This window comes from Streptomyces sediminimaris, from assembly GCF_047049295.1.
Lineage (GTDB): Bacteria > Actinomycetota > Actinomycetes > Streptomycetales > Streptomycetaceae > Streptomyces > Streptomyces sediminimaris.
Genome location: NZ_JBJWOT010000001.1, coordinates 2103144 through 2116962, shown reverse-complemented (window position 1 = coordinate 2116962; position 13819 = coordinate 2103144). Strand labels below are relative to the sequence as shown.

Sequence of the window (13819 nt, the reverse complement as noted above, 5' to 3'; positions counted from 1 at the left end):
CGCGTCCGCGGCGGGTCAGGCCGGCCCTGACCCCGACCGGGCGGGGGTCACGGCCTGAAACGCAGCACCTGCGGGTCGTGGTCGCTGATCTGGTCGTGGAACTCCGAGTTGATGTGCACGGAGTCGTAGGCCAGGTGGCAGCCGCGCCGGATCGAGGGGGAGACCAGGATCTGGTCAAGGACCTGCTCGTTGCCCTGGTAGTCGTAGGTGTAGCGCTCGTTCTTCGGCAGCGACTTGATCGCCGACCACAGTGCTCCGTCGCCCTCCAGGAGCTTGGCGGTGCCGGAGAACTCGAAGTCGTTCATGTCGCCGAGCGCGACGACGTCCGCGTTCTTCTGGACGTCGAGGATGCTCTTGACGAACGCGTTGACCAGCGTCGCCTGCGCGTGGCGCTGGGTCTCCGAACCGCGCGTGGGCGGCTGGTACCGGGAGTGCAGCGCCTGGTCGCCTCCCTTGGAGGCGAAGTGGTTGCCGATCACGAAGACCGTGCGGCCGCGGAAGACGAACTCGCCCGCCAGCGGCTTGCGGCTGTCGGTCCAGGCCCCGTCCGCGGGGGCGATCCGGCCGGGGGAGGCCGTCAGGTGCGCCTTGCCGTGCACCTTGGTGACGCCGACGGCGGTGGTGGCGTCGCCGCCCGCCCGGTCCACGAAGGAGACCCGATGCGGGTTGAAGAGGAACACGTTGCGGATGTTGCCGCCGGGCTGGCCGCCGTCCTGGTCGTCGACCGGGTCGATCGAGCGCCAGTCGTACGTCGGGCCGCCCGCCGCGGCGATCGCGTCGATCAGCTTGTTCACCGTCACGTCGGCGGCGACGGTGCCGTCGTCCTTGGCGCCGTCGTTGTCCTGGATCTCCTCCAGGGACACGATGTCGGGCGACCGCAGGTTGTGCACGATCGCGGCGGCGTGCTGGTCGAAGGTGCCGTCGGACGGGTCGAGGTTCTCGACGTTGTACGTCGCGACCGCGAGCTCGCCCCGGGACTGCTTCCTCGTGGTCTCGCGCTGGAGGCCGCCGCTGACGAGCGGGCCGATCCGGTTCGCGACGAGGGTGTAGCCGCCGTACTGGTTGTAGTCCATCGGGCCGGTCGTGGTGCCGGTCAGGGTGTCGCCGACGTCCGCCACCGGGAAGTCGGCGCTCGCGCCCAGCGACTGGATCTGCAGGCGGCCGGTGTTCTGCGAGTCGTAGGAGCCGTAGAGCGTGCCGCCGCGGCGGGTCGGGTGCTCGTGCGGCTTCACGGTGACCCACAGCTCGGCGTACCGGTCGGTGGCGGTGACCACGCGGGCGTCGCCGATCCGGACGTTCATGCCCTCCAGGGACTCGTAGTAGTCCAGGGCGTACTTCGACGGCCGCAGGGTCAGGCCGTTGATCGAGCCGTTCGCGGCGGGGTCGCCCGGCGGGGTGTAGGCCGAGGGCACCGACCTCGCGTCGATCACCGTCGGGGCCGGCACCGCGTTGCCGGTGGAGAGCGTGGTGATCGACGGCCTGCTGATCTCGGTGACCGACTGGTTGCCGGAGGAAGTGCCGCCCGGGACGTACTCGGAGACCGTGCCGGTGACCGTGACGGAGTCACCGGCGGCGACCTTCGGGGTGGAGCCGGTGTAGACGAAGACGCCCTCACTCGTGGCCGGGTCGTCGTCCGGGTGCGGGTCCTGCATCCAGAAGCCTCTGGAGGAGCCGTAGGCGCGCACGCCGGTGACGATTCCGGCCACGTCGGTGGCCTTCTGGCCGGCGTACGGAGACGTGCGCGTGGTGCCCTGGATGTCATGGATGCGCACGGAGTCCGCGTGCGCCGGGGAGGTCAGGGCGACGGCGGACGCCGCGGAACAGACGGCGGCGACGGTGAGCGCAGCGAGACGCGTGGAAGACTTGCTCGGCAACGTGAATCCCTCCGGGGACGTGCGTGGGCGCCGGGACGAGGGTGGTGCGTGGAACCGGTCCTTGGGCCGCGGTCCTGGGGCGGTCCGCGACGCGCGTAGAAGTCCGCCGAACGGCTGTCCGCCGGCTTCTACGCGCGTCAATCTCCTGCGTGGTCAGGCCAGTTGTCAAGGTTTCGGCCATGTACGGCCGTGGTCCGGCAGATGAACCGGGCGGCATGGGTGTAAATCCGTCTAGGCTGAGCGGCTGAGTGGTACGACACGCCCGAGGAGAACCAGCAGATGCCAGACAGCTCCCCCCTGCCGCCGGTGCGGCTGCACCCCGAAGCGGAGCTGGCGCGGGACGCGTTGTCCACGCCGCTGCTCTCCCGGGCCGCGCGGCTCGCCCGCTGGGCCGGTCCCGACACGCGGGTCGACGCCGGGGGCGGTCTCGTGGACGGGCAACTGGCCGCCGCCGCCGAGGCGCTCGGGCTGAGCGGGGACGACGCCGCGGCCACCACGAGCGAGGCGTGGCGGGCCGCCGTGGACACCGGGCTGGTGCAGATCGCCGACGAGGACGAGGGCACCGTCACGGCCGGGGAGGAGCTGGCCCTGCTCACCTCGGGCTCGCCGCACGACGTCCTGGGCGTGTGGCAGGAGGCCCTGGAGACGGTGCTCGCCGACGCGAGCGTGCCCGACCTGGAGGGTCTGGAGGACGCCCTCGACGAGGACGGCGGGATCGACCTCTCCCGGCTGGAGTGGGACCCGGACGGCGAGGCCGAGTTCCTCGACGGCGTCCTCGGCAACCTGTACCTGCTGACGGTCAGCGAGGACGGACCCGGCGACGCGCCCGTGCCGCTGCCCGCCCTCGCCGCGTCGATGGTCGTGCCCAGTGACATGGGCGAGCCCACCGACGACGTCCTGGAGCAGGTCTCCGAGGCGATGATGCGGCTCGACGACCAGTTCCGGCTGCTCGAACCGGTGGGACTCGTGGAGTACCAGCCGGTGGACGAGGCACTGATGGCGGACGCCGACGGCGCCGAGGAACCCACCGCGCCGCTCGACGACGCCGACGTCTCGCGCTACGGCATGGTGCGGCTGACGCCCCTCGGCCTGTACGGGCTGCGCTCCCGGCTGATGGAGGCCGGGTTCGTCGCGCCCGCGGTCGGCGACCTCGCGGACAAGGGGGCCGACGCGCTGCTCGACGGCACGGCGGCGTTCCCGCAGGGGGCGGCGCGGGCCGAGACCGAGCAGTGGCTGGCGCGCCGTGAACCCCTCGCCGCGGCGCGGGAGTTGCTGGCCGCGGCCCGGGGCGCCGACGCGGGCGCGCCGCTGCGCCGGCTGCGCTGCCAGCAGGCGCTCTCGCTCCTCGGCGCGGAGGCCGAGCCCGCGCTGCGCGAGGTCCTCGACGACGCGGAGCTCGGTGGCCTCGCCCGGGTCTGGCTGACCGAGCAGGGGGCGGCCGACGTGCCGGCGCCGTCCGAGGCGATGATCTTCTGGCTGACCATCGACACGGTCGCCGCGCAGCTGGCCGCGGAGGGCAACTCCGAGGAACTGCGGGCCCTGGTGCAGGGGCTGGCCGCGCAGCACGGCGGCTTCTTCGCGGCGGCCTGGCGCGTCGACCACCCCGCGACGGCGGACGTGCTGGAGGCCATGGGACGGCTGCACCCGGACCGGCGGATCGCGAAGGAAGCGCGCAAGGCGGCGTTCAAGGCGCGCTCGCAGCACGGCGGTTGAGCGACGCGGGGCCGGGCGGGGTTCGCCGGAAGATCCGGGATCACGGGCGCCGGGGCCGCGCCGGCGGGGCGGCCCCGGCGCCCCCGCACCGCCCCGAACGCCCTCGCCTCCACGGAGACCGGGAGCGCGGAGGAGACGTCGCAGCACGGTCACGGGCATCGCGCGAGGTCGGCCACGGCCCGCCGCTGCCCGGCCCGGACGGCATTCCTGTCCGCCGCCCGGGTGGGTGCCACCCGGGCGGCACCCACCCGGGGGCGCCTAGAGCGCCTGTGCGGCCGGCTTCACCATGCTGCGCACCGTGCGGCCCTTCACGAACTCGCCGAGCGCCGTCATCTCCCACTCGCCGGAGAACTGGCGGATCAGCTTCGCCCTGTTCAAGCCGCTTCGGAATCTTGGCGATTGATCTGCTGTGATTCCTTAATCCCTTGATCAACTGGGAGAGGATTGGGAAACGGCGGCATCCAGAGACCGCCCGCAGCCTGGAAGAAGCTGGACCACCGCTCCTGCTGCGCCTCCACAATATCGCGCTCCATCTTGATCGTGAGGTTGCTGTACAGGCCCTCGATCCCGGCGAGCTCGTGGCCCATGCGCGTCTCGATCGCGGTCTTCGAGTGCCCCTCTTCCTCGAGACACTCGCGCATCCAGTGCCGCAGCCGGTAGATCGGCAGCTCCTCGAACTCCGCCACGGGCGGGATCGCAGGGCGCAGGAAGTCCTTGCGGGACTGGCGCTCCGGGGCTCCGTCCCGGATGGGCGCCCAGTAGTCACGGTCGAACCGCGCCCCCAGCAGGTCGCCGCCGGCCATCGCCGGAAACATCCACGGGGAGTCGTGCGAGGCGGCGAGCGCGATATGCATCTCCGTCAGGAACGGCGCTGTGACGAGCGTGCGCTGCGACTCGTACTTGGGGGAGGTGAGCGTCTTCTTCCCGTCCACCCACTGCAGCTGGTACTCGACGCGGTTGGCGGGCATCTGCCCGTACCGCTCGACGGACTCCTTGCGCTGCTCCCGGTCCGGGTCGGAGGCCGGCCAGGCGGGCGAGCAGTACAGCTTCTGCTGCCCGTACATCTCCGCGGGGCGCTGCCCCTGGAACGCGGCGTGCCAGATGTACGTCCAGCCCGTGAAACCCCACACCGTGTAGGCGTTGACGGCCAGCTGGTACACCGGGCCCATCGCCAGGGGGCGCTTCTTCTTCACGACCCTCTTCACGTACTTCCCGCGGCGCGGCTCCGGCGGCGGTACGGGGGAGTCGGTGCGGTACTGGTACCGCTTGACCGCGTCGCTCATCAGCAGGTTGAAGACCATGAGGACGTCGGTGACGTAGGTGCGGGACAGCTCCTTCTTGTCGACCTTGTTGTTGAGCGTCCGCTTCCAGGCGAGGTACTCGGGTGTGGTGATGTCCCCGACCCGCCGTCGTCCCCACTGCGCGTTGATCTGAGCCTTGAGCATAGATCGATAGGTCTTGATGGACTCCGGCCGCAGGTCCTGGTCGGGCAGCCAGATGGGCAGCGTGTAGTCCTTCATCAGGATGTCGCCGCGGCTCTTCGGGACGTGCTTGTCGTGGCGCACTTCGTATTCGCGGTCGAGGCCGTAGTCGTAGGCGGCCTGCCAGTCCTCGAATCCGGACTCGCCCTCGTACTTCTTCTTGCCGTTGTCGAGGTACTCTCCGGCCCACCATTTGACGCGGAACTTGTTGCCGCGCTGCTCTACGTAGGGCAAGCGTCGTCCCCCCATAGGAATTCGCCAAGTTGGGCGGATGGGCCGGCAGGCACCCCTACCGCCGGCTATCCGTGACTGCCTTCTACTGTGCCCGGCCGACTGGGCAGCCGCCGCACAATCTGCAGTCGATCCCCTGCCCCTTCATCAGCCTCCGTGCCCGTTCCTGAATACGGACGTCGGTGGCAGCTGCCGGGGTCAGGATGCACACCACCTCTTCTGCGATGAGCGCGGACGTAGCGATGAAGCCCGGCCTCTCGAAGTTGATGACTGTGCTCACCGGTCCCCCTGTTCCTACTCGCGGAGACCTCCCCGGGTGGACCGACAGGGTTACATGGCCGAACGCCTGGGCGACAGAGGGTGACTCAAGTTTCGTCCGTGACGGAATGTCACGATCCTGTTACGGCCGGAAGGTTGTACGGCGATCACTGCAGATCATTCGTGGTCTGGCAGAATGCCGCGCTTTCGCATGATCTTCACAGCGCGCTCTACGGCCTGCCTGCTCATCTCCTGCGCCTCGCCCAGCGAGATTCCTGGGACGGTCACCGTCGCCGCGTCGATGTACTCGCGCCGCAGTTCCTCGGAGAGTGCGTCGACGTCGACCTGAGTGCGCGTGATCTGACCGCCCTCGATGATCTCGGTTCCGTCCTGCAGGGTGATCGAGTCGGCGCCGTCCAGAACCGTCTTGCAGGAGCCCGGGCGGAAAGCGAAGCCGATCTCCAGCTTCGCGTAGGACGTGTCGGTGACGCGCTCGCCCGCCTCGATCTTCCGGTAGGTCATCGGGGACAGGTCGCAGTGCTTCGCGGCCGCCTCCTTGCTGCGCAGCCCCAGGGCAACGCGGCGTTGAGTCACGAGTGCAGAGAGTTTCTGCAGGTGACGGGCGGTGTCATCCGAGGTGGGGGCCATGCGGCTCATGATGACAGCTACCTCTAGCTACCGCTATGGACATCCGGCCGTCTGACCCGTTCTTAACCTTGACCTGCTGAAATCCGGGTCTTGACATAGAGGTAACTAGAGTCGATTAGAAGTTACTGGCCGGTTCCTCTAGAAACCTCTAGATCGGCGCGCTAGCTTCCTCTCATGCACAGACTCCCAACCACCTTCCAGGTGGACGGGACGGCCATCCGCACACGCCGCAAAGAGCTCGGCCTCAGCCGTGACGACTGCGCGACAGGAGCCGGCATCAGCGGGCCGTACCTGAGCCAGCTGGAGAACGGCGCCCGCCGCGACATGCGGCCCCCCACCTACACGCGGCTGCGCAGCGTCCTCGACGTGCCCGCCGACGACACACGGCTTCTCGCCCCCACCGAAGAGCCACGGAGGAAGGAACCAGATGCCCGCCCAGAAGGCGCCCCCCGCCGGGACGAAGACGGCTGAGCCCGTCCTGGAGAACTTCTACACGGTGAGCGAGGCGGCCATACGGCTCCGCCTCCGCGAGCCGCAGGACCCGAGCAAGAAGGGCGAGAAGTTCCTCCGCGACGGAGTGAACAAGCTCGGCTGGCCGTGCCACCGCATGGCGGGCCAGCTGCTGTTCAGCGACTCCGACCTCGCGTTCATCGCCGAGCAGAACCGCAACCGGGTCGACGGCCGCAGCCGCCCGCGCAGGACGCGTCGGCCGCGCCAGAACGTGCAGCCTGCCGGCGTCTGACCCCCCCTGAACGCGCCGAAGGCCCGCCCGACTTCCCGGCCCGGCGAGCCCCGACCGGCGCCTCAACCCATCAGAGAAAGCAGAGGTCACCGTGACCGAACAGCCTACCCAAGAGCCGATGATCCGCCTGCACAGGGCGTCCCTCGTGCTGACCCTGTTGGCCGCACACCAGGAGCTGGCCGCCCTCCCGATCAACTGGGAGATCGACGACCGCGACGGACTGTGGCCGCGGGTCGAGCACAAGAGCCCCGACGCCGAGCGCGCCGCGCGAGCGATGGCCGCCGCGCTGGGAGCGAGGATGCACGTCGACGACGTGAACGGCACGCCGCTCTACTCGGTCTACGGACAGTGGGCCGGTACCAAGGTGTCCCTGCAGGCGTTCGGCCCGGACAGCGTGGACGCTACCGAGGTGACGGCGTGAGCTACTTCAACGCAACGTTCTTTCTGGAGGCGAACGCCGACGCCCGCGGCTCCGGCGTGCCGAACCCCACGCTGTACGTGCACCCCGACGGCGGCCACAGCGGCAGCGTCAACCTCCAGATGCGGTCGGAACTGTCCGTCGACGAGCAGCTCAAGGTTGCGGACTCGATCCTGCGAGGCGTGCAGCAGTGGCGCGACCAGCTGGCGGCGGACGCCGAGCGGCGCCGTACCGCCGAGGACGAACTCGCTGCGGCCCGCGAGGAGATCGCCCGGCTCAAGGCCGTGCGGGACAGCGGTGATGACGCATGAGCGCCACCCACCCGGGCCGCTTGAGCGCCGCCGAGTTCAACGCCGCCTACCCGGTGGGCACGCTGGTGTTCGCCTACCCGGGCGCCCGCCCGGAAGACGCGCCCAGCGCCACCCGCCTGGTCACGCGCACCCGCTCCGCAGCCTCCGTCCTTGGCGGTCACACGGACGTGGTGTGGGTCGAGAACCACAGCGCCTGCATCGCGCTGAGTCACGTGGACGTGGTCACGCAGGCCGAGTGGGCGGCAGCGCTCACCGCCGCAGCAGAAGAGGTCGAGGAGAAGAGCAGCCGCACCGCGGCCGATGCCACTCCCGGCGAGGCGTACCCCGGCGAGCTGGCCATGCTCCGCGGCCTGGTCCGCACGCTCCGCACTGTCGCCCGGTACGGCACCGACATGGGCGAGGTGCAGCAGCTGCTCGCCGAGCACGCCAGCGACGACGCCGACGCACGCCAGGGGGCGGGATCGTGAGCCGCTCTCCCACGGTGCCCGCGTGGATCACCGACCCGGACCTCATCGCCTCCATCGAGGCGGGCCTCGTCGACATCCCCGACGACTTCGCCGCCGGCGCCGAGCACAAGGAGACGGAGTCCCAGCCGAAGGCGGGTGACTTCCTGTGAGCGTCACCACCTGGCTGCTGTGGGTCGCCTGCGTCTGGGCGGTGTTCATGGCCTACGCCGCGAGCAACCTGCCCGATCTCCTGGCTCGCGCCGCGACCCATCTGCGGCAGCAGCACCTACCGCACTGGGCCCGCCACGGACACCCGCCGCCCGACGACAGGCACCACGGCCGCCACGCCAAGACCACCCAGGGAGGAACCGCATGACCGGGCCCGAGCACTACCGCCAGGCCGAGGAACTCCTCGGCTACGCGGAGGCGCTGTCCGCCGAGGAGCGCGGAGGCCGGGAGGACATGTCGTTCCTTGCCGAGGCGCAGGTCCACGCAACGCTCGCGCTCGCTGCCGCCCAGGCGCTGTCGGACCCGGCTCGTTCGGCGCCGCGCGCCACCGTCCCGGAGTGGCAGGCCTGGCAGTCCGCCGCGGGCTGCCGCCCCGATCCGCTCGACGAGATCGCCTGATCCCATCCCTCTTCCGGCCGGGCGGTGACCTGTCCCGCCTGGCCGGCATCCATCACAGGAGACTTCGTGTCCATCACGATCAACGCGCATCAGCTCGGTCGTCTCATCGACCAGACCCGCCAGCACATCGGCAGCGAGTACCACGAGGAGCTGCACGGCATCCGCCTCGAGGCCGACACCCGTTATCTGTACGCGGTCGCCTCGGACGCCCACACCCTGGCTGTCGCCCGCTACGGCCTCACCGGCGCCGACCAGGTTCAGGAGCCGTTCGCCCACACCCTCCCCGCCAAGTACCTGCAGCCGCTGCGCGAGTGGGCCAGTTCCATGCAGGGCTCCGAGTGGGTCACCGTCCAGGCCATGCAGGACCGGCTGATCTTCGAAGGCCCGCAGACCGGCCTCAACATCGCCGTCACCCTCGGCCAGGAGTTCCCGGACTGGCGCGGCATCCTCCGCAAGGCCACCGCCCAGACCGCCGAGGGCGAGCTGTTCCCGGCCTTCAACACCGAGTTCCTGCAGCGGTTCGCCAGCACCGAGCACATCCTGCGCGTCCGCTTCACCGCCGACGACAAGCCCGCCGTGCTCTTCGGTGAGGACTTCATCGGCGCCCAGATGCCTGTCCGCTGCGGCAACGCGTCCTCCGTCTCGATGCAGTCGCTCGCCAGCGCCTCCGACTCCTGGCGCTGGACGCTCGCCGCCGGATCCAAGGACGCCGACATGGCGGGCATCCCCGTGCCGGAGCGGCCGCGGTTCGAGGCGACCACCGACGTGCAGGAGACCACCGAGGGACTGCTGCGCGGCGTGCTCCGCTCGACCAGCAACGCCTTCGACACCAGCCACTTCGACGAGGACCGTGACGCCTTCTACGCGCACATCCGCGCTGGGGTCGCCGACTGGATGGCCTACCGCTACCTCGACGCCCTGTACCAGGTCGACCCGCGCGCGGCGAAGTCCGTGGTCATGGAGACCGCCGACGAACTCGACTCCGGCGAGCTGGGCGAGTTCGCGTGGGAGGCGGCCAAGGACGCAGGCCGAGACCCGCAGAAGTGGCAGGACGACTACGAGGCCGCGATCCGCAAGCGGAACGCCGAGGAGCCGTCGCTGGCCGCGCTCAAGCTGGCCGCCGGCCTGAACGTGGCGCAGAACTTCGGCATCGCCTTCAACATCGACGACAACCCGCACGTCCGCTTCGACAAGGACGAGCAGACGTGGGTCGCCGTGAAGCCCGAGCCCGCTGAGGCCGCCACCAGCTGACCACCTGAAGGGCTGCCGAGCCTCCCCCTGTTCAGGGCTCCGCGGCCAGCCAGGGCCCCGCCACCTTCCCCCGCCCGGCGGGGCCCTGGCACCCCACACCCTTTGGAGAGCAGATGAAGACCCATCGCGCCAGTCGGTACGTCACCGTCGCCACCGAAGTCGAGGTGGACATCGCCGACTACCTCGCCGACTACCTCGCCGAGTCCGAGGACGACGAGCTGGACGACCTCGGCCTGCACCGAGCCGACAGCTGCAAGGGCGACCCGCACGGCGCCGCCGACGAACTCCACAGCGCGCTCAACGCCCTGCACCAGCAGGCCCACCAGGACCAGCCGCTGTTCCTCGACATGTGCCTGCGCGAACCCTGCCGCTCCCTGTCCCTGCAGAAGTTCCCGCAGCTCGGCGGTGGCCGATGACGACCCAGCAGCTGCAGTTCCCCGAGCCTGTACAGGGCACGGTCAGCCCGGCCGCCGGGGAGACGGCGAAGGCCGACGGCATGGCCGCCGCCCGGGCCCACACCAGCCCGGAGTGGGCGGACGCGTGCGCCGCCGCGATCGAGCTGATGGCCCGCCGCGGCACCGTCTTCCAGGCCGCCGACCTCATCGCCGAGGGCCTGGTCGACGAGCCCGACAGCCCCAACCGGTGGGGGCCCGCGTTCCTCCGCGCGGCCCGCGCCAGCGTCATCGAACCGGCTGGCGTTCAGCAGTCCCGGCGGGCCACCGTCCACCGGTCCCTGTGCCGCGCCTGGCAGGGCACCGCGACCTACCGCAACGGGGCCACGGCATGAGCGGGGAGACGATCGCCAACCTCGCCTACGCGGCCCTCATCGCCGCCCTCGCCGGCCTCCTGTTCCGGCTGTGCCGGGACGACAAGCCGACCGAGGCTGAGCGCGCTGCCGCCGCCCGCAAGCGGGTCGGGCTGACCGGGCCCGGCCTTGACGACGAACACGACGTCGGCCCCGACGCGCTGTGTCTCCTCGAGGACCTCGACGACCACCTGGACGCCTTCGTGGCCAACGACCCGGAGGTGAAGGCCGGCCTCGCCCGGCTCTTCGAGGCACTGGGCCCGCCGCCTGGCAGCGACGAGCAGGAGGGCGGTGAGTCGGCGTGAGCGATCGCCCGCATGGCTACGCCCGTTACCGGCTCGACGGCTGCCGCTGCTACGTGTGCGGCTACGCCGTCAGCCGGTACAACGAGAACCGGGACAAGGCCATCATCGCCGGGACCTGGCAGCCCTGGGTCGACGCCGAACCGGTACGCGTCCACATCCGGCACCTGCAGTCCTGCAGCATGGGCCTGCGCGCCATCGCGACTGCCGCCAACGTCGACCGTAAGCGGCTGCAGTCCATCCTCAACGGCCGCCCCGAGCGGGGCACCGGTCCGCAGGAGAAGCTCCGGCCGGCGCTCGCCGCCGCGGTCCTCGCTGTCGAGCCCACGCTGGACAACCTGGGCGGCGCGGTCATCGTCAGCGCCGTCGGCACCGTCCGACGTCTCCAGGCCCTCGTCGCCGCCGGCTGGTCACAGGAGCGCCTGGCCGCCGAGCTCGGCATGACGTCGACCAACTGCTCCCGGCTCATCAACGCGGACACCGTGATCGTGCGCACGGCACGCCGCGTTCGCGACCTCTACGACCGGCTGTGGAACGCCGACCCGGCCGAGCACGGGGCCCGCCTGGTCGACATCGGCAGGACCAAGGCCCGCGCCGCACACGCCGGATGGGCCCCGGTCGGCGCCTGGGACGAAGACACCATCGACGACCCGGCTGCCCTGCCCGACTGGACGGGCCACTGCGGCACGGCCCGCGGCATCAGTGCCCACACCGACCAGGGCATCCCCATGTGCCCGCGGTGCCAGGCCGCCGCCGACCGGCGCCGCCTGCGCAACGAAGCCCAGGCCCGCCGCGCCCTGACCACCGCCCGAGCCTGAACGAGCTGAGAAGAGATTCAGTGAGCACCGAGGAGCAGGCCACCCCGGCGAGCGGCAGCGTGCCGAACGCCTACGGGAACGCGCTCGCGTGGAAGTGGGTGCCCGGCATGCCGGCCGTGCTGAAGCGGGCGCACCTGCATACCCTGCTCTACGCGCTCCGCTCCATGGCCAACGCCTCCGGTGAACTCCGCTTCCACGGCGACCGCAAGCCCATGCGCATCAAGGACATCGCGCGCGCCGCCGGCGCCGATGAGAAGGACACCCGCGACCGGTTGGAGGCGGCGATCCGCGCCGGGGTCGTCGTCGCCGGAGAGCGCCGCCGGGGCCGCTCCGCCCTGTACGCCATCGTCCTCGCGCCAGCCCCGGACTGGTCCGCCGCGGTGGCCTACCTGGAGGGCGTGAAGGGGGCCCGCGAGGAGGCACGGCAGAAGCGTGACGCCGGGCGGAAGGCGGCCCCGTGGACCGAGGAGAACGGGGGGCGGTCCCCCGAACTTGAGACGGACGAGAACGGGGGACCGCCCCCCGAACCTACCGGCGGTAACGAAAACGGAGAACGGGGGACCGCCCCCCGAATGAGAACGGGGGACCGCCCCCCGAACGGTTCGGGGGACCGCCCCCCGAACAACCCAGGGGGTTACCCATGGGGTTCCCAAGACGGGGCTGAGGTCTCTTTCAAACCTCAGGTAGTTGGGCGCACCGGTGATCAATCCGAATCCCACGAACCCAACCCCAACGACCACACCACGTGGCGCATCTGCCCCGGCTGCGACCGCCGCATCATGCCCGACCCGCAGCGCCCCGACCGCCGCGTGCACGCCCGCTGCGAACACCTCGTCACCACCAACCACGAAAGGCAAAGCGCATGACCCTGCTCGACCCCACTGCCGCCGAGGCAGTGCACTACGCCACCGACCCCCGCATCCGCCACCTCGCCGAAGCCGCCTGGCGCATGCGCACCGGAGGCAGCCGCACCGACTGGCTGAAGCTCGGCAAGAACAACCCCGAGGCCCTGATCGCCGAAGCCCGCGAGTGGATGCGGGCGGCCGTGGCCGGCGGACTGCTCCCCGCCCCCAGCAGCGACCCGGCCTGGAAGGCGGACGCCCACCAGGCCGCAGACGCCGACCCCGACACCGAGGAACCGCGGTGCGGGAAGTGCCGGACGCCATTCGACCCCACCGACACCCGCTACGACGGCGCGGCTCGGTACGCCGCCACGCCGTACTGCGGGCGCTGTATCGACGCGTGCCACGAGTCGACGGACGCCTTCCACCGCTGCGTGATCTGCCAGTGAGCCGTGACCATCGCCGCGCTGCGCCGCCTCCTCGATGAGATCGACACCCAGGGCGGCCCCGAAGCCGCCCGCCACAACCGCCTCCGCCTCCCCGATGACGAAAGGACCCACACGCCCATGACCGCAGCACCCGAACTCCCGGCCGATGCCCAGCCGAAGGCCAGCGCTGACGTCCGCCTCAAGCCCATCGCCCAGGCCCACGCCGAGGCCATGCCCGTCGGCCACCTCCTCGCCTGGGCAGACCAGCACGAGGACTCCGACATCCGCGACCAGTCCGCGCGCGCCCGCGCAGCCCTCGCAGGCCTCCGCCAGCGGCACGCCGCCGACCAGGAGCTGACCGCCATCACCACCGAGGCGGAGCAGCTGGAGAAGCGCCTCGCCGAACTCCGGTCGCGTGAGGCCGAGCTGACGCCGGCCAAGCCGAAGAGGGCGCGGAAGCCCGCCGAGTACCCGGCGGCCGAGGTCCGCGCCTGGGCGAAGGAGAACGGTCTCGACTGCCCGCCCGTCGGCCGGGTCCCGAAAGCCGTCGTCGAGGCCTGGCGCGAGTCGCTGCCGCAGGCCGGATGACCACGAGCACGGCCCGGCGCGCTCGTACCGCGCCGG

The 13819-nt window shown here is 71.0% G+C and carries 20 protein-coding genes; 17 read left to right on the top strand and 3 right to left on the bottom strand.

Going from position 1 to position 13819, the window contains the following annotated elements; all coding sequences use genetic code 11:
* Positions 1 to 47 precede the first annotated feature (47 nt).
* A complete protein-coding gene (locus ACJ9NR_RS10000) occupies positions 48 to 1874 on the bottom strand; it encodes a DUF8508 domain-containing protein (RefSeq protein WP_412487158.1) in 1827 nt (608 codons plus the stop codon).
* Between the two features lie 279 nt (positions 1875 to 2153).
* On the opposite strand from ACJ9NR_RS10000, the gene ACJ9NR_RS09995 reads away from it, so the two are divergent.
* A complete protein-coding gene (locus ACJ9NR_RS09995; protein WP_412487157.1) occupies positions 2154 to 3587 on the top strand; it encodes a hypothetical protein in 1434 nt (477 codons plus the stop codon).
* A gap of 374 nt (positions 3588 to 3961) precedes the next feature.
* Here ACJ9NR_RS09995 and ACJ9NR_RS09990 read toward each other — a convergent pair whose 3' ends face one another.
* Together ACJ9NR_RS09990 and ACJ9NR_RS09985 are read right to left on the bottom strand one after the other, a co-directional pair.
* Positions 3962 to 5302: an integrase gene (locus ACJ9NR_RS09990; protein ID WP_412487156.1), complete on the bottom strand. Its 1341-nt coding sequence runs from the start codon at positions 5300 to 5302 to the stop codon at positions 3962 to 3964.
* Between the two features lie 432 nt (positions 5303 to 5734).
* Positions 5735 to 6214 carry a hypothetical protein gene (locus ACJ9NR_RS09985; RefSeq protein ID WP_412512690.1) on the bottom strand — a complete coding sequence of 160 codons (480 nt, stop codon included), beginning with the start codon at positions 6212 to 6214 and terminating at the stop codon, positions 5735 to 5737.
* Positions 6215 to 6379: 165 nt separating this feature from the next.
* Here ACJ9NR_RS09985 and ACJ9NR_RS09980 point away from each other — a divergent pair, with 165 nt between their 5' ends.
* The 16 genes from ACJ9NR_RS09980 to ACJ9NR_RS09905 all read left to right on the top strand — a co-directional run bounded on the left by ACJ9NR_RS09980 (position 6380) and on the right by ACJ9NR_RS09905 (position 13783).
* The gene (locus ACJ9NR_RS09980) at positions 6380 to 6676 is read left to right on the top strand and encodes a helix-turn-helix domain-containing protein (protein WP_412487154.1); all 297 of its coding nucleotides are present in this window, start codon (positions 6380 to 6382) and stop codon (positions 6674 to 6676) included.
* Positions 6633 to 6947, top strand: a complete 315-nt coding sequence (locus tag ACJ9NR_RS09975) for a hypothetical protein (protein WP_412487153.1) — start codon at positions 6633 to 6635, stop codon at positions 6945 to 6947. The genes ACJ9NR_RS09980 and ACJ9NR_RS09975 overlap by 44 nt, the downstream gene beginning before the upstream one ends.
* Positions 6948 to 7065: 118 nt before the next feature.
* Positions 7066 to 7368, top strand: coding sequence for a hypothetical protein (locus ACJ9NR_RS09970; protein WP_412512689.1), 303 nt, complete (start codon positions 7066 to 7068; stop codon positions 7366 to 7368).
* Positions 7365 to 7676 carry a hypothetical protein gene (locus tag ACJ9NR_RS09965; RefSeq protein ID WP_412487151.1) on the top strand — a complete coding sequence of 104 codons (312 nt, stop codon included), beginning with the start codon at positions 7365 to 7367 and terminating at the stop codon, positions 7674 to 7676. The genes ACJ9NR_RS09970 and ACJ9NR_RS09965 overlap by 4 nt, the downstream gene beginning before the upstream one ends.
* The gene (locus tag ACJ9NR_RS09960; RefSeq protein WP_412487150.1) at positions 7673 to 8143 is read left to right on the top strand and encodes a hypothetical protein; all 471 of its coding nucleotides are present in this window, start codon (positions 7673 to 7675) and stop codon (positions 8141 to 8143) included. Before ACJ9NR_RS09965 ends, ACJ9NR_RS09960 begins: the two co-directional genes overlap by 4 nt.
* Complete coding sequence (locus ACJ9NR_RS09955; RefSeq protein ID WP_412487149.1) at positions 8140 to 8292, top strand: hypothetical protein; 153 nt, start codon at positions 8140 to 8142, stop codon at positions 8290 to 8292. Before ACJ9NR_RS09960 ends, ACJ9NR_RS09955 begins: the two co-directional genes overlap by 4 nt.
* Complete coding sequence (locus tag ACJ9NR_RS09950; protein ID WP_412487148.1) at positions 8289 to 8498, top strand: hypothetical protein; 210 nt, start codon at positions 8289 to 8291, stop codon at positions 8496 to 8498. The genes ACJ9NR_RS09955 and ACJ9NR_RS09950 overlap by 4 nt, the downstream gene beginning before the upstream one ends.
* Positions 8495 to 8749, top strand: coding sequence for a hypothetical protein (locus ACJ9NR_RS09945; RefSeq protein WP_412487147.1), 255 nt, complete (start codon positions 8495 to 8497; stop codon positions 8747 to 8749). Before ACJ9NR_RS09950 ends, ACJ9NR_RS09945 begins: the two co-directional genes overlap by 4 nt.
* A gap of 66 nt (positions 8750 to 8815) precedes the next feature.
* Entirely contained in the window at positions 8816 to 10000 is a 1185-nt protein-coding gene (locus tag ACJ9NR_RS09940; RefSeq protein WP_412487146.1) for a hypothetical protein, read from the top strand.
* Between the two features lie 113 nt (positions 10001 to 10113).
* A complete protein-coding gene (locus ACJ9NR_RS09935) occupies positions 10114 to 10416 on the top strand; it encodes a hypothetical protein (protein WP_412487145.1) in 303 nt (100 codons plus the stop codon).
* Positions 10413 to 10787 carry a hypothetical protein gene (locus tag ACJ9NR_RS09930; protein WP_412487144.1) on the top strand — a complete coding sequence of 125 codons (375 nt, stop codon included), beginning with the start codon at positions 10413 to 10415 and terminating at the stop codon, positions 10785 to 10787. The genes ACJ9NR_RS09935 and ACJ9NR_RS09930 overlap by 4 nt, the downstream gene beginning before the upstream one ends.
* On the top strand, positions 10784 to 11110 hold the full coding sequence (locus tag ACJ9NR_RS09925; protein WP_412487143.1) for a hypothetical protein: 327 nt from the start codon (positions 10784 to 10786) through the stop codon (positions 11108 to 11110). Before ACJ9NR_RS09930 ends, ACJ9NR_RS09925 begins: the two co-directional genes overlap by 4 nt.
* The gene (locus ACJ9NR_RS09920; RefSeq protein ID WP_412487142.1) at positions 11107 to 11925 is read left to right on the top strand and encodes a hypothetical protein; all 819 of its coding nucleotides are present in this window, start codon (positions 11107 to 11109) and stop codon (positions 11923 to 11925) included. The genes ACJ9NR_RS09925 and ACJ9NR_RS09920 overlap by 4 nt, the downstream gene beginning before the upstream one ends.
* Positions 11926 to 11945: 20 nt before the next feature.
* A complete protein-coding gene (locus ACJ9NR_RS09915; protein WP_412487141.1) occupies positions 11946 to 12791 on the top strand; it encodes a hypothetical protein in 846 nt (281 codons plus the stop codon).
* A complete protein-coding gene (locus ACJ9NR_RS09910) occupies positions 12788 to 13216 on the top strand; it encodes a hypothetical protein (RefSeq protein ID WP_412487140.1) in 429 nt (142 codons plus the stop codon). Before ACJ9NR_RS09915 ends, ACJ9NR_RS09910 begins: the two co-directional genes overlap by 4 nt.
* A 3-nt stretch (positions 13217 to 13219) precedes the next feature.
* Positions 13220 to 13783: an Lsr2 family DNA-binding protein gene (locus tag ACJ9NR_RS09905; protein ID WP_412512688.1), complete on the top strand. Its 564-nt coding sequence runs from the start codon at positions 13220 to 13222 to the stop codon at positions 13781 to 13783.
* The last annotated feature ends 36 nt before the right edge of the window (positions 13784 to 13819 follow it).

Bases quoted from the DNA above. Each gene is read 5' to 3' on its own strand.
- ACJ9NR_RS09985 (WP_412512690.1), bottom strand. From the start codon at position 6,214: ATGAGCCGCATGGCCCCCACCTCGGATGACACCGCCCGTCACCTGCAG.
- ACJ9NR_RS09925 (WP_412487143.1), top strand. From the start codon at position 10,784: ATGAGCGGGGAGACGATCGCCAACCTCGCCTACGCGGCCCTCATCGCC.
- ACJ9NR_RS09995 (WP_412487157.1), top strand. From the start codon at position 2,154: ATGCCAGACAGCTCCCCCCTGCCGCCGGTGCGGCTGCACCCCGAAGCG.
- ACJ9NR_RS09945 (WP_412487147.1), top strand. From the start codon at position 8,495: ATGACCGGGCCCGAGCACTACCGCCAGGCCGAGGAACTCCTCGGCTAC.
- ACJ9NR_RS09935 (WP_412487145.1), top strand. From the start codon at position 10,114: ATGAAGACCCATCGCGCCAGTCGGTACGTCACCGTCGCCACCGAAGTC.
- ACJ9NR_RS09960 (WP_412487150.1), top strand. From the start codon at position 7,673: ATGAGCGCCACCCACCCGGGCCGCTTGAGCGCCGCCGAGTTCAACGCC.
- ACJ9NR_RS09975 (WP_412487153.1), top strand. From the start codon at position 6,633: ATGCCCGCCCAGAAGGCGCCCCCCGCCGGGACGAAGACGGCTGAGCCC.
- ACJ9NR_RS09980 (WP_412487154.1), top strand. From the start codon at position 6,380: ATGCACAGACTCCCAACCACCTTCCAGGTGGACGGGACGGCCATCCGC.
- ACJ9NR_RS09970 (WP_412512689.1), top strand. From the start codon at position 7,066: ATGATCCGCCTGCACAGGGCGTCCCTCGTGCTGACCCTGTTGGCCGCA.
- ACJ9NR_RS09930 (WP_412487144.1), top strand. From the start codon at position 10,413: ATGACGACCCAGCAGCTGCAGTTCCCCGAGCCTGTACAGGGCACGGTC.
- ACJ9NR_RS09910 (WP_412487140.1), top strand. From the start codon at position 12,788: ATGACCCTGCTCGACCCCACTGCCGCCGAGGCAGTGCACTACGCCACC.